Source organism: Streptomyces sp. P9(2023) (assembly GCF_032436795.1).
Lineage (GTDB): Bacteria > Actinomycetota > Actinomycetes > Streptomycetales > Streptomycetaceae > Streptomyces.
Genome location: NZ_JAUPWM010000002.1, coordinates 224,897 through 237,248 on the forward strand (window position 1 = coordinate 224,897; position 12,352 = coordinate 237,248).

At 70.5% G+C, this 12,352-nt stretch carries 13 protein-coding genes; 4 read left to right on the forward strand and 9 right to left on the reverse strand.

Annotated elements, in window-relative coordinates; genetic code table 11:
• Positions 1 to 53: 53 nt before the first annotated feature.
• The 5 genes from Q5762_RS03520 to Q5762_RS03540 are packed head-to-tail and all read right to left on the reverse strand — an operon-like array spanning position 54 to position 3,332.
• The gene (locus tag Q5762_RS03520) at positions 54 to 305 is read right to left on the reverse strand and encodes a hypothetical protein (protein ID WP_315890420.1); all 252 of its coding nucleotides are present in this window, start codon (positions 303 to 305) and stop codon (positions 54 to 56) included.
• 31 nt (positions 306 to 336) lie between these two features.
• A complete protein-coding gene (locus tag Q5762_RS03525; protein ID WP_315890421.1) occupies positions 337 to 1,128 on the reverse strand; it encodes a MerR family transcriptional regulator in 792 nt (263 codons plus the stop codon).
• A 34-nt stretch (positions 1,129 to 1,162) separates the two neighbouring features.
• Positions 1,163 to 2,221 carry an ArsO family NAD(P)H-dependent flavin-containing monooxygenase gene (locus Q5762_RS03530; RefSeq protein ID WP_315890422.1) on the reverse strand — a complete coding sequence of 353 codons (1,059 nt, stop codon included), beginning with the start codon at positions 2,219 to 2,221 and terminating at the stop codon, positions 1,163 to 1,165.
• Entirely contained in the window at positions 2,218 to 2,988 is a 771-nt protein-coding gene (locus tag Q5762_RS03535) for an MIP/aquaporin family protein (RefSeq protein WP_315890423.1), read from the reverse strand. Before Q5762_RS03535 ends, Q5762_RS03530 begins: the two co-directional genes overlap by 4 nt.
• A gap of 35 nt (positions 2,989 to 3,023) precedes the next feature.
• Positions 3,024 to 3,332, reverse strand: a complete 309-nt coding sequence (locus Q5762_RS03540) for a metalloregulator ArsR/SmtB family transcription factor (RefSeq protein WP_315890424.1) — start codon at positions 3,330 to 3,332, stop codon at positions 3,024 to 3,026.
• A gap of 79 nt (positions 3,333 to 3,411) precedes the next feature.
• Here Q5762_RS03540 and Q5762_RS03545 point away from each other — a divergent pair, with 79 nt between their 5' ends.
• From Q5762_RS03545 to trxB, 3 genes are read left to right on the forward strand one after another with little or no spacing between them, the layout of a single operon-like run.
• Complete coding sequence (locus tag Q5762_RS03545) at positions 3,412 to 4,050, forward strand: arsenate reductase ArsC (protein WP_315890425.1); 639 nt, start codon at positions 3,412 to 3,414, stop codon at positions 4,048 to 4,050.
• A gap of 48 nt (positions 4,051 to 4,098) precedes the next feature.
• The gene (locus tag Q5762_RS03550) at positions 4,099 to 4,515 is read left to right on the forward strand and encodes an arsenate reductase ArsC (RefSeq protein WP_315890426.1); all 417 of its coding nucleotides are present in this window, start codon (positions 4,099 to 4,101) and stop codon (positions 4,513 to 4,515) included.
• Positions 4,516 to 4,520: 5 nt separating this feature from the next.
• Complete coding sequence (gene trxB, locus Q5762_RS03555; protein ID WP_315890683.1) at positions 4,521 to 5,510, forward strand: thioredoxin-disulfide reductase; 990 nt, start codon at positions 4,521 to 4,523, stop codon at positions 5,508 to 5,510.
• A 172-nt stretch (positions 5,511 to 5,682) separates the two neighbouring features.
• Here the strand turns inward: trxB and Q5762_RS03560 are convergent, their stop codons facing one another.
• Positions 5,683 to 6,924 carry a hypothetical protein gene (locus Q5762_RS03560; RefSeq protein ID WP_315890427.1) on the reverse strand — a complete coding sequence of 414 codons (1,242 nt, stop codon included), beginning with the start codon at positions 6,922 to 6,924 and terminating at the stop codon, positions 5,683 to 5,685.
• Positions 6,925 to 7,497: 573 nt separating this feature from the next.
• Here Q5762_RS03560 and Q5762_RS03565 point away from each other — a divergent pair.
• On the forward strand, positions 7,498 to 8,871 hold the full coding sequence (locus Q5762_RS03565) for an MFS transporter (protein WP_315890428.1): 1,374 nt from the start codon (positions 7,498 to 7,500) through the stop codon (positions 8,869 to 8,871).
• 66 nt (positions 8,872 to 8,937) lie between these two features.
• Here Q5762_RS03565 and Q5762_RS03570 read toward each other — a convergent pair whose 3' ends face one another.
• From Q5762_RS03570 to Q5762_RS03580, 3 genes are read right to left on the reverse strand one after another with little or no spacing between them, the layout of a single operon-like run.
• The gene (locus Q5762_RS03570; RefSeq protein ID WP_315890429.1) at positions 8,938 to 10,827 is read right to left on the reverse strand and encodes a GAF domain-containing protein; all 1,890 of its coding nucleotides are present in this window, start codon (positions 10,825 to 10,827) and stop codon (positions 8,938 to 8,940) included.
• 53 nt (positions 10,828 to 10,880) lie between these two features.
• On the reverse strand, positions 10,881 to 11,765 hold the full coding sequence (locus Q5762_RS03575; protein WP_315890430.1) for a 3-hydroxybutyrate dehydrogenase: 885 nt from the start codon (positions 11,763 to 11,765) through the stop codon (positions 10,881 to 10,883).
• Positions 11,766 to 11,820: 55 nt separating this feature from the next.
• Positions 11,821 to 12,303: an NUDIX domain-containing protein gene (locus tag Q5762_RS03580; RefSeq protein ID WP_315890431.1), complete on the reverse strand. Its 483-nt coding sequence runs from the start codon at positions 12,301 to 12,303 to the stop codon at positions 11,821 to 11,823.
• Positions 12,304 to 12,352 lie beyond the last annotated feature (49 nt).

A 12,352-nucleotide genomic window follows, 5' to 3' on the forward strand; every position in this document is an offset into this window, starting at 1 on the left:
CCCGTTCCCTCTGGCTGTGCTGACCTGCGTGGTTGCGCCCTGGTGGGCGTCGTTCATCGTGGCAAGCGGTCGGAGCCGGTGCCGGGCGGGATGCGCGTGGGCATGCCCACATCGACGGTGGCAGGCCCGGTCTGGCAGACGGACGTCCGCTTCCTGCGCCGGTGCACCCACACAGCCGCCACGACGGCGGCGACCGCGAGGACGGCCAGCGCCGGTGCCCAGATCGCGCCGATGGCGGACGCGACACCGATACCGCCCAGGGCTGCCAGCAGCGGTCCCGCACAGCACACCGCGCAGGCAGCCACGGCAAGCAGGCCGGCACCGAGCACGGACTTGTCACGAGGCGGCTCCGAAGAGGTCGGCCAGCAGGGATCCGGCAGCCTCAGGGGCCCGCACGGTCAGCTCCAGAGTGGCGGGGGTCAGGTGCAGGGTGAAGTCGAAGAAGGCGCAGCATCCCTGTTCGGCCGCGGCCAGCGAAGCGACCTCGGCGGCGAGTTCAGGGGTACCGGGGAAGGTCAGGCGCATCCCGTCCGGGACCTCTTCGCGCGTGGTCGCCCGGGCGACGAGGTCCTGCCACTGCGCGGTGCGCTCCCCCAGCTCATCGCCGTTCAGGGTGCATGCCACCGGTGCCTCACGCCACAGCTCCCCGGCCTCAGCGGGTACGGAGTCCGGGGCCGGTGGACGCGTGGGCGACAGCTCGACCAGGACAGGGCCCGGCGCGCTGCTCTCGCTGGTGCAGCCGCAGTCCGGGCCGCAGGCGCCCGCCGGAGCCGGACCGGCCAGCCGCTCGTGCACCCCGGCCAGGTGGGCGGAGAACGCGGCCAGCTCGGCTGCTCGCCGGTCCGCGTCCGCGATCCGGTCGGCGACCATCGGCACCATCCGGTCCCGCACCGCCGCGCACACCCCCTCGTCCCGCACATCGAGGAGGTCACGGATGTCCTCCAGCGCGAGCCCCAGCAGCTTGGCCGACGAGATGAAGGCCAGGCGCTCCACCGACCCCTCGTCGTAGAGGCGGTAGCCGGCCGCGGTGCGCTCGGCCGGCAAGAGCCCGGCCGACTCGTAGAACCGCAGCGTGGACGGGCGGACGCCGGAGCGTTCGGCCAGCTGGGAGATCCGCAGAATGCTCATACCTCGAACGTAAACCTTCAAGTCGACTTGAAGGTCAAGCCCGCAGCAGCCCCGCGATCTCACGGGCCGCGTCACGCGCGGGGCGGCCGACACCGATGAGGGTGGCTGAGGCGGGGCCGGTCCAGTCGCCGTAACCGAGAAGGTGCAGGCGGGGCTCGGCGAGGGCCTGGGTCCCTGCGGTGGGGATGTGGCCGCGGGTGCCGCGCAGGCCGAGCGGCGCCAAGTGGGAGAGGGCGGGACGGAAGCCGGTGCACCAAATGATCGCGTCCGCCTCCGCCGTCATGCCGTCGGACCACTCGACGCCGCTCGTGGTGAGCCGGGTGAACATCGACTGCGCCTTGAGCAGGCCCGCGTCGCGGGCGGCCCGGACGGGCGGGACGGCGACGATGTCACCGAGGGAGGCAACTCCGCCGGTGTCGGTGCGGCCTTCGTCGAGGGCGCGGCGGCGGGCGGTGGCGTGGTCGAAGAGGGCGCGGCCGTCGATGTCGTCGGCGAGGTAGCGCGGTTCGCGGAGGGTGACCCAGGTGAGGTCGGTGTCGTACGCGAGGTCGGCGGCGATCTGGGCGCCGGAGTTGCCGCCCCCGACGACCACCACTTTCTGCCCGGCGAAGCCGGAGGCGCGGCGGTACTCCACGGTGTGGAGCTGGGCGCCCTTGAACTGCGTACGCCCGGGGACGGCGGGGACGAAGGGCCGCCACCAGGTACCGGTCGCGCTGATGACCGTACGAGCCCGCCAGGTGCCCGTGTCCGCCTCCACGCGCAGGAACTCGCCGTCCCGGTGGACCGCTTCGACTCTGACCGGTCGGACGACAGGAAGCTCGTATCGCCGCTCGTACTCGCTGAGGTACGAGACGACGTGGGCGGCGTCGGGATACGTCTCCCCCTGCTGCGGCGGCATGAGGCGGCCGGGCAGGCAGGAGTACGCGGCCGGAGAGAAGAGGTGGAGGGAGTCCCAGGTGTGCTGCCAGGCTCCGCCCGGGGCGGCCTGGGCGTCGAGGATGACGAAGTCCAGGCCGAGGCGGTGCAGGTGGTAGCCGGCGGCCAGCCCGGCCTGGCCGCCGCCGATCACCACCACGTCCACGACCTGCGTCATTCGCTGGTCGTCTTGCCGCGCATGAAGATGACCGCGACCAGCGCCAAGCCCACGACCGCGCCGATCAGCTGCATGCCGATGAACGCCGGGACGGAGGCCGGGGCGATGCCCGCGAAGGTGTCGGTGAAGCCCCGGCCGATGGTCACCGCCGGATTCGCGAACGAGGTCGACGACGTGAACCAGTAGGCCGCGCCGATGTACGAGGCGACCGCGACGGGCGCGAAGCGGAGGCGGTCGGTGCGGGCCAGGCCGAAGATCAGCAGGATCAGACCGGCCGTCGCCACGACCTCGCCGAGAAGCAGGTTGCCGGCGGAGCGGTCGTGCGTGGACCACTTCACGAGCGGCTCGCCGAACATCGCGTCCGCCAGGACCGCGCCCGCGATCCCGCCGACGACCTGCGACGGCACGTACACGGCGAGTTCGCGCCCATTCACACCAGCGCCGCCGGGGCGGGCGGTCCACCACTCGGCCAGGGTGACGGCCGGGTTGAAGTGCGCCCCCGACACCGGCCCAAGGAGAGCGATCAGGACGCCGAGGCCGAAGACGGTGGCGGTGGAGTTGGCCAGCAGCTGCAGGGCGACGTCGTCGGTGAGGTCGGTGGCCTGGATGCCGGAGCCGACGACGATCGCCACCAGGGCGGCCGTCCCGACCAGTTCGGCGGCGGCTCGGGCGACCAGCGGGGTACGGGGCGGGGTGGCGCCGGGCGCGGGCTGCGGCGACGTGTCGGCGGCTATGGCGTCGCTCGCGGCGGGCTCGATGGCGGTCACGGGCAGGGTCTCCTCGGGCAGGTGAGGCGAGAGGCTTACGGGCAGGCTCTCTTGGTGTCGGCGTTGGCGCGTGCGGCCTCGGCGAGGGCGGCGAACTGACCGGCCAGGGCTTCGATGACGTCCGGCTTGAGCCGGTAGTAGGTGAACCGGCCGCAGGGTTCTGTCTCGACGACCCCTGCCTCGCGCAGCACCTTCAGATGGTTGGAGAGGTTGGTCTGCTTGGCACCGGTCTCCTCCACGAGGTGGGTGGTGCACAGCGTCTCGCGAGCGAGCAGGGTCACGATCTGGAGGCGCAGGGGGTCACCCAGCACCCGGATCAGATCAGTATCGACTGACGTCATCATGAGCTGATACTCTCACATCACCCGGAGCTGATACCAGCCCGGGCTGACCTCTTTGAACCCGCCGAAGGGGGTTCTCGCCATGACCGCGTCCTCGTACCCGGTCCTTCCCGACGCACGTCTCGCGGCCGGCGTCGCCCGCCTCGCCGTCCGTCACCATGGCCGGTACTCCGTGGAGACGGTACAGCGGCTGATCGCCGACTCCTACGAGCAGCTCGCCGCGCACGCGCACGTCCGCACCCACCTCGTCGTGCTCGCGGAGCGATTCGCCGCCGAGCGCCTGGACGCACTGGCGCACGTCGAGAACCCGGCCGGCACCGGTGGCCGGCCGCGGGTGCTCTTCGTGTGCAGCCACAACGCCGGGCGTTCGCAGATGGCAGCCGCCCTGCTGGCCCACCGGGCCGGGGACGACGTCATCGTCTCCTCCGCCGGCACCCACCCGTCCGGCGCCGTCGACCCGCACGTGGTCCAGGCCCTCACCGAGGCCGGCGTCGCACTCGACGAGGTCTACCCCAAGCCGCTGACCGACGAGGTCGTCCGGGCCGCAGACATCGTGATCACCCTGGGCTGTGGCGACGCCTGCCCCGTGGTGCCCGGCCACCGCTACCTGGACTGGCCCGTCCCGGACCCCGACGGTGCCCCGATCGCGGTCATGCGCTCCATCCGCGACGCCATCGACGCCCGTATCACCACCCTGCTGGACACCCTGCCCGGCATCTGAAGCTTCCCGTCCCCGCACCACGCTCCATCCCTGCCTAAGGAAGAACCGATGACCGCTCCGCTCGCCTCCGTGCTCTTCGTCTGCGTCCACAACGCAGGCCGCTCCCAGATGGCCGCCGGATTCCTCAACCACCTCGCCGGCGACCGGATCGAGGTGCGCTCCGCCGGCTCCATCCCCGGCGACCAGGTCAACCCGGCCGCGGTCGAGGCGATGAAGGAGGTCGGCGTCGACATCTCCGCCGCCACGCCGAAGATCCTCACCACCGAGGCCGTCCAGGCGTCCGACTACGTCATCACCATGGGCTGCGGCGACGCGTGCCCGATCTTCCCCGGCAAGAAGTACCTGGACTGGGCCCTGGAGGACCCGGCCGGTCAGGGCGTCGAGGCCGTCCGCCCCATCCGCGACGAGATCAAGGGCCTCATCGAGGGCCTCATCGCCGAGATCGACGCGAAGCAGGAGGCGTGACCTCAGTGACCGACCCGACCGCCGCCACCGATGACGACGTACGCAACGTCATCGTCATAGGCTCCGGCCCCGCCGGATACACCGCCGCCCTCTACACCGCCCGCGCCCAGCTCAAGCCCCTGCTCTTCGGCAGCTCGATCTTCGTCGGCGGCTCCCTCACCACCACGACCGAGGTCGAGAACTTCCCCGGCTTCCCCAACGGCATCGACGGCCCGGACCTCATGGACAACATGCGGGCCCAGGCCGAGAACTTCGGCGCCGAGATGATCGACGACGACATCATCTCCGTCGACCTCACCGGCGACATCAAGGAAGTCACCGACTCCGAGGGCACCGTCCACCGCGCCAAGGCCGTGATCATCGCGACCGGCTCCGGCTACCGCAAGCTCGGCCTCCCCAACGAGGACGAGCTCTCCGGCCGCGGCGTCTCGTGGTGCGCGACCTGCGACGGGTTCTTCTTCCGCGACCGCGACATCGTCGTGGTCGGCGGCGGCGACACCGCCATGGAGGAAGCCACCTTCCTCACCCGCTTCGCCCGCTCCGTCACCGTCGTCCACCGCCGCTCCACCCTGCGCGCCTCCAAGGCCATGCAGAACCGCGCGTTCGCCGACGACAAGATCTCCTTCGCCTTCGACAGCGAGATCGCCGAGATCAAGGCCGAGAACGGCATGCTCGCCGGCGTCGTCCTGCGACACACCATCACCGGCAAGACCCGCGACCTCGACGCCACCGGCCTGTTCATCGCCATCGGCCACGACCCGCGCACCGAACTCTTCACCGGCCAGGTCGACCTCGACGACGAGGGCTACATCAAGGTCGACCCCCCGTCCACCCGCACCAACATCCCCGGCGTCTTCGCCGCCGGTGACGTCGTCGACCACACCTACCGCCAGGCCATCACCGCAGCCGCCAGCGGCTGCCAGGCCGCCCTCGACACAGAGCGGTACCTCGCCGCTCGGGTCTCTCCTGTGCAGCCGGTCGGCGTCTCCGCCTGATCACGTGTGGGCAGAGCCTCTCAGGGTCCTGCCCACCTGCACACGTCGGACACGGTGGTTCAGCACGCGCGGCAACTCCCGGTTGGTGGGGCGTGGGCACTCCGGCTCGGCCCCGCCTCCAGCCAGACGCAAGGACAGGCGCGGGGTGCCGGGCCGTCAGAAGCCCGCGCTCTTAGCTTGTCGGCGTCTCGTCGAACGCCATTTCAATGGCGAGAACGGCCTCGGTGAGGCTTCGGAAGACCTGGGTACGTCGCCCAAGTCGGTTGATCCCACGGGCCAATGGCTCACGCATCTGGCGCTCACACACGACGAAGTCCGCGTAGCCGGCTGCGCAGGACAGATAGACCATGTCGATCACATCATTCGGATTCCACTTGGTGCCACGGTTGAGATGGCGTTCATGCATCATCTCCCGATAGAGGCCCCATGCAGGCAGGACGCTCATGCCCTGAACCGGTCGCGAGACGCTGCCCCACTCCTGCAGCTGCACCGCCGTCAGCCCTGCGGCATAGGACTCTTCGGCCAGCTCCTTGTGAAGGTCGCGAAAGAGCCAGGCATCGATCGCTTTGCGCTTCTTCTGGGCGTCACCGTCCTGGGTGTCCAACCAGTCACTGAATCGCTGGTTGGCCGCGGTCCAGCCGGCCTCGGGACCGCGTTCGCCAGCCTCCGAATCCAGCATGAGGTCGATGAGCGTCGTCGCTGACAAGAGGGCCCCGTACTGGAACGCCTCCCGCGGAGAGAAGTCGGCAGGCGGCTGGGATGGCACATAGCCGCGCACGGCAGAGTGAACCCCGTTCGAAGCTAGCGTCACAACCGGCGGCACTGTCCCGCCGGACTCAATCCGCTCCCGGAACATCAACCGCAGTTCATCTCTCCAGACCTGCAGCGGGTCCCGCAACTGCCAACCTCCACTGAGCTGAAGCATGGACAAGCCCAGGCAGTAGCGTCCCTCAGCGTCAGACCATTTCGTCGTCTCGTAGTAGTGACCCGCAGAAAGAGGCAGGACGATCCGCCTCTCCGCCAGCCATCCCATGAGTCGTCGAGCGGCCGCCCGATCGGCAGCTCCGCCGCCACCCTGCCCCTGCAATACATCGCTAACGAGGCGCCACTTGTTCTGATCCAGGTAGACAGCCAGCCTCCCGTCCAGCTGCTCCGCCTGGCCGAAGCCAGGAAGCTCGAACACGATGCTGTCGCCCTTGCACGTCTCCGCCACCAGTCCTTCGAAGGTGGGCGGGTAGGCAATGCGGGACAGCAAGCTACTGGGTTCAAACATGGGAGCTTTAAGCGGAAAACGCGCTTCCTTGCCGTCGGACCTCGCCAGCACGAACGTCTCGGAATCCCGGTCAACCATGACCATCACCACGGACAAGTCGCCAGCGCTCTCCATCGGACCATCATGCTCGACGCCGGCCACCAGCCCAAGCGCACGATACGGAAGACCTCCACCAAGATTCGGTTCCATACCCGAACCCGACCAGCAACCTGGCACCCCAGCCCCTGTTGCCTCATTCCACGGACACACGGCTGGCGCTGGCAGATACCCGGAGCCCCTGTCACGAGCCGAGTCATGACTCCGCGGGAAGGCCAGCAGGGCCCCCGGGCGCCACCATCCACGACCAGCGGGTCCCCCGCTGCCGGTCGGGCACCGTCCGATCTGCAACACATACCGGAGTTCTACGCAGCGTAGTCAGCACCAAGTCAGCACGGGAGGGGTGGGAACGGGTGATGACGTGGGCTTTTTGTCAGCACCAAACCAGCACGGGAGTCAGCACGACACCTCCAAATCATGCCCGAATAGTGCAACTTGGACAGCCCCCTGCGCGGCCTCGTCGAGGCCGTCGCGGAGACCCCGGCACCGCCCCCATGGTGGTCACGCGCACTCCGGCCGATAGAACTATGGTGTCCCACCACATACGCCGGTGACCTGCGTGTTTCTACGGTGTGGCGACACGAAATCGTCCCCGTCACACGCCAGGAAGTGGTGCCGATGTCCTCCCCCGCGACCGCTCCACCAGCACCGTCCAACCTCCGTCGCATCGTCGCCGCGAGTCTCATCGGCACGACCATCGAGTGGTACGACTTCTTCCTCTATGGTTCCGCCGCCGCGCTGGTGTTCAACAAGCTGTTCTTCCCTGAGTCCGACCCGCTCGTCGGCACGCTCCTCTCCTTCCTCACCTACGCGGTCGGGTTCGCCGCGCGGCCGCTCGGGGCGTTGGTGTTCGGGCATTACGGGGACCGGCTCGGGCGTAAGAAGTTGCTGGTGCTCAGTCTGTTGCTGATGGGTGGCGCCACCTTCGCGATCGGGCTGCTGCCGACGCACGCGACCGTCGGGGCCGCCGCTCCCCTGCTGCTCACCGCGCTGCGGCTGGTGCAGGGGTTCGCGCTCGGGGGTGAGTGGGGCGGGGCCGTGCTGCTCGTCTCGGAGCACGGGGACGCCAAGCGGCGCGGGTTCTGGGCCTCGTGGCCGCAGACCGGGGCGCCCGCCGGGCAGTTGCTCGCGACCGGCGTGCTCTCCGCGCTGACCGCGCTGCTCTCCGACTCCGCGTTCCTGGCATGGGGCTGGCGCATACCGTTCCTGCTCTCCGGTGTGCTGGTGATCGTCGGTCTCTGGATCCGGCTCTCCGTCGACGAGTCACCCGTCTTCAAGGCCGCGCTCGCCGCCGCCGAGGAGCGCAAGTCCGCCGCCGCCCAGGTCGAGAAGATGCCGCTGGTCGCCGTGCTCAAGCACCACTGGCGGGACGTGCTCATCGCGATGGGCGCCCGCATGGCCGAGAACATCTCCTACTACGTCATCACCGCGTTCATCCTCGTCTACGCGACGACCCAGGTGGGCCTCTCCAAGCAGACCGCGCTCAACGCCGTCCTCATCGCCTCCGCCGTGCACTTCGCCGTCATCCCCGCCTGGGGCGCGCTGTCGGACCGGATCGGCCGCCGGCCGGTCTATCTGATCGGTGCGGTCGGTGTCGGCGCCTGGATGTTCCCGTTCTTCATGCTCATCGACGCGGGTTCGTTCGGTGCACTGCTGCTCGCCGTCACCGTCGGTCTGGTCCTGCACGGGGCGATGTACGCGCCGCAGGCCGCGTTCTTCTCCGAGATGTTCGCGACCCGGATGCGCTACTCCGGCGCCTCCATCGGCGCCCAGTTCTCCTCCGTCGCCGCCGGTGCCCCCGCCCCGCTGATCGCGACCGCGCTGCTCAGCGACTACGGTTCCTCGACACCGATCTCCCTCTACGTGATCGCCGCCGCCCTCCTCACGGTCGTCGCCATCGCCTGCGCCCGCGAGACCCGCCATCGCGATCTCTCCGAGGTCGCCGAGGACGCCGCTGCCGTCCCCACCACCGCCGTTCGCGCCGACGCCTGAGCGCCGTCGCCTCACCCAGGAAGGCGCCGGTCCCCCGTTTCAGGGGGCCGGCGTCTTCCCGTGCGCTCAGCGGGCCACCGCCGCCGACATCGCGTGCAGACGCAGGGCCAGTTGGATCTCCAGCGCGCGGGCCGGGGACTGCCAGTCCGGACCGAGGAGGCGACCGATGCGGTCGACCCGCTGGGCCACGGTGTTCACATGGACGTGAAGGTCGTCCTTCGTACGGGCCGGGCTCATCCCGCTCGCGAAGTACGCGTCCATCGTGCGCACCAGGTCCGTGCCTCTTCGCCGGTCGTACGCGATGACCTGGCCGATCGTACGGTCGACGAAGCCCTCGATGTCCCGGGTGTCGGCGAGCAGGAGGCCGAGGAAGCCCAGGTCCTCGGCGGCCGCGCCCTCGCCGGAGCGGCGCAGCAGGCGGAGGGCGTCCAGGCAGCGGCGGGCCTCCTCATAGGCGGAGGCGACCTGGCCTGGGACGGCGAGCGGTGCGGAGACGGGCGACGAGGCTCCCACCGTGACCGGTTCGCGCAGGGCTCCGCCGAGGTGTTTGGCGGTCTGCCGGGCCAGTTCGGCGGCGTCCTCGCCTGGGCCGAGCGGCAGCAGCAGGACCGTACCGCCGTCGCGTGCGGAGGCCAGGCCCTGCCGGGTGGCGGCCAGATGGGAGGCGGCCGACCAGAGGCGCTGCCGGTCCGCGCTCTCCCGTACTCCCGTGTCGGTCTCTCCCCCGGCACCCGCCCGGTCGATCCGGGCGGCGAGCACCACATGGGGCGCGTCGACGTCGGTACGGAGCCGGGCGGCGCGCTCGCGCAGCAGGCGGCGGTCGCGGTCGGGGGCGTCGAGGAGGTCGTCGAGCAGTTCGCCCCGTACCCGCTGTTCGGCCTCTCCTGCCGAGCGGCGGGCGAGCAGCAGCAGCGAGGTCACCAGGGCGGCTCGCTCCAGGGTGCGCTGGTCCACGGGGTCCAGGTCGGGCTGGCCGTGGAGGGCGAGGGCGCCGAAGGACTCGCCGCCCGCCGATACGGCGGCCAGCCAGCGGTCGCCGTCGCGCAGGGCATGCCCGTCGGCGAGGCGTGCGGAGGTGTGGCCGTCCTCGATGAACTCGACACGCCCGCCCAGGACTTCGGAGACGGCGTCGGCCACGTCATGGACCCCGCCGCCGTGCAGCACCAGTTCGCTGAGCCGGTCATGGACCTCGGAGGCACGTTCGATGACGCCGCTGTGCTCGCGGATGATGTCGTTGGCCCGCTCCAGCTCGGCCAGGGCCGAGCGGGTCTCGCCGAGCAGGTTGGCGGTGTCGATGGCCACGGCGGCGTGCGCGGCGAAGGAGCCGAGCAGCGCGACCTGTTCCCTTCCGAAGACCCGGGCCCGCCGGTCCGCGGCGAAGAGGACACCGATGACCTGGCTGCCCAGGGTCAGCGGGACACCGAGGATGGCGACGAGCCCTTCGTCACCGACGGCCGAGTCGATGGTGCGGGTGTGCTGGAAGCGGGCGTCGTCGAAGTAGTTCTCCGTGACGTACGGGCGGGCGGTCTGGGCGACGAGTCCGCCGAGGCCCTCCCCCATGCCGAGCCGGAGCTGCTGGAAGTGCGCCGAGACCGAGCCCTCGGTGACGCGCATGTACGTGTCGCCCGCGGACGGGTCGTTGAGGCTGAGGTAGGCGACCTCGGTGCCGAGCAGCGAGCGGGCGCGCTGGACGATGGCGCGGAGCACCGCGTCCAGGTCGCGCAGCCCCGCGAGGTCGTGGGCGGTCTCGAAGAGGGCGGAGAGCTCCGCCTCGCGGCGCCTTCTGCCCTCCAGCTCGGCCCGGACGCGCAGGGCGAGCTGCTTGGCCCGCTCCAGCTCGGCCAACGCCTCGGAGCCCGCGCCGCTCGCACGGGCGAGCAGCACGGGCCGGTCGTACGCCTCCACCGCGGCGCCTCGTGCGAGGAGCTCCAGGTAGGAGACCGGTTCTTGCGACATGGACACAGGGATACCTGCCGTACGGGTCGGAGCACCACCCCTGTGGATAACCGTCAGTGCGCGGTCCAGCCGCCGTCGAGGGTCAGGGAGGCGCCGGTGATGAAGGAGGCCTGGGGCGCGCAGAGGTAGAGCACCGCTTCCGCGACGTCCTCCGGTTCGATGAGCCGCTTGAGCGCCGAGTCCTTGAGCAGGACCTCGGTGAGGACCCGCTCCGCGGGGATGCCGTGGGCCGCCGCCTGGTCGGCGATCTGCCGCTCGACCAGGGGCGTGCGCACATAGCCGGGGTTGACGCAGTTCGAGGTGACGCCGTGCGGGGCGCCTTCGAGGGCGGCGGTCTTGGAGAGCCCTTCGAGACCGTGTTTGGCGGCCACATAGGCGGACTTGAAGGCGGAGGCCCGTAGCCCATGGACGGAGGAGACGTTGACGATCCGGCCCCAGCCCTGGCCGTACATGTGTGGCAGAGCGCCCCTGATCAGCCGGAACGGTGCCTCCAGCATCACGGTCAGAACTGTGTGGAAGACGTCCGGCGGGAACTCCTCGATGGGGCGGACCAGCTGCAGTCCGGCGTTGTTGACGAGGATGTCGGCGCCGGCCGCCGCCTGCTCGGCGGCGTCGAGGTCGGTCAGGTCCAGGGTCTGCGGCTCGACGGTGCCCGGCAGTCCGTCCGCGGCCTCGGCGAGCGCCGCCAGTCCGTCGGCGGCCCGGTCGACGGCTCTGACCCGGGCCCCCGCCGCGGCCAGCCGCAGCGCGCAGGCACGGCCGATGCCGCCGGCCGCGCCGGTGACGAGCGCCGTGCGGCCGGCGAGGTCGAGCTGGACGGAGCCGGGCGCCGGAACGGCTCCGGGGACCGCCGCGAGGGCCTGGGCGGCCGCTTGGGCCTGGACAGGTGGTGCCGGTACCTGCGCCGGTACGGGACCTGATGTGGTGGGGGCGCTCATGCTCCGCACTGTATGAAGGGCCCCACCCTCAACCGATGTGTGCTGAAGCCATACTTCAGCTGCTGGGCATGGGGTCGAACCATGTGGGTTCGTCGGCGAGCGCCTGTTCGATCCGGAAGTGCGAGAACCGCTTCATCTCCGGCAGGTCGTCCACCGCGAACCAGCCGACCTCCGTCGACTCCTCGTCGTTGACGCGGGCCTCGCCGCCGACCGCGCGGCAGCGGAAGGTGACGTCCATGAACTGGCACGTATCGCCGTTGGGGTAGACGACGGGCTTGCGCAGGGTCTGGACGATCACGACGCGCTCGGGCTCACAGCGCACGGCGGTCTCCTCGTACACCTCGCGGACGGCGCAGGCGGCCGGCTGCTCCCCCGGTTCGACGATGCCTCCGATGATGGACCAGAGACCGTTGTCCGCCCGCCGGCCGAGCAGCACCCTGCCCCGGTCGTCGAAGACGACCGCGCTCACGCCCGGCAGGAAGAGCAACTGGTGGCCGGCGCTGGCCCGGATCTCGCGGATGAAGTCAGGGGTACCCATGCCTCGACCCTATGCCCCGGTGGATCAAGCACCGTCGAGAGACGAAGCC

Excerpts from the sequence above, each read along its gene's own strand:
- Q5762_RS03570 (WP_315890429.1), bottom strand. The coding sequence starts at position 10,827 with ATGTCGCAAGAACCGGTCTCCTACCTGGAGCTCCTCGCACGAGGCGCC.
- Q5762_RS03580 (WP_315890431.1), bottom strand. The coding sequence starts at position 12,303 with ATGGGTACCCCTGACTTCATCCGCGAGATCCGGGCCAGCGCCGGCCAC.
- Q5762_RS03575 (WP_315890430.1), bottom strand. The coding sequence starts at position 11,765 with ATGAGCGCCCCCACCACATCAGGTCCCGTACCGGCGCAGGTACCGGCA.
- Q5762_RS03550 (WP_315890426.1), top strand. The coding sequence starts at position 4,099 with ATGACCGCTCCGCTCGCCTCCGTGCTCTTCGTCTGCGTCCACAACGCA.
- Q5762_RS03545 (WP_315890425.1), top strand. The coding sequence starts at position 3,412 with ATGACCGCGTCCTCGTACCCGGTCCTTCCCGACGCACGTCTCGCGGCC.
- Q5762_RS03540 (WP_315890424.1), bottom strand. The coding sequence starts at position 3,332 with ATGATGACGTCAGTCGATACTGATCTGATCCGGGTGCTGGGTGACCCC.
- Q5762_RS03525 (WP_315890421.1), bottom strand. The coding sequence starts at position 1,128 with ATGAGCATTCTGCGGATCTCCCAGCTGGCCGAACGCTCCGGCGTCCGC.
- Q5762_RS03565 (WP_315890428.1), top strand. The coding sequence starts at position 7,498 with ATGTCCTCCCCCGCGACCGCTCCACCAGCACCGTCCAACCTCCGTCGC.
- Q5762_RS03530 (WP_315890422.1), bottom strand. The coding sequence starts at position 2,221 with ATGACGCAGGTCGTGGACGTGGTGGTGATCGGCGGCGGCCAGGCCGGG.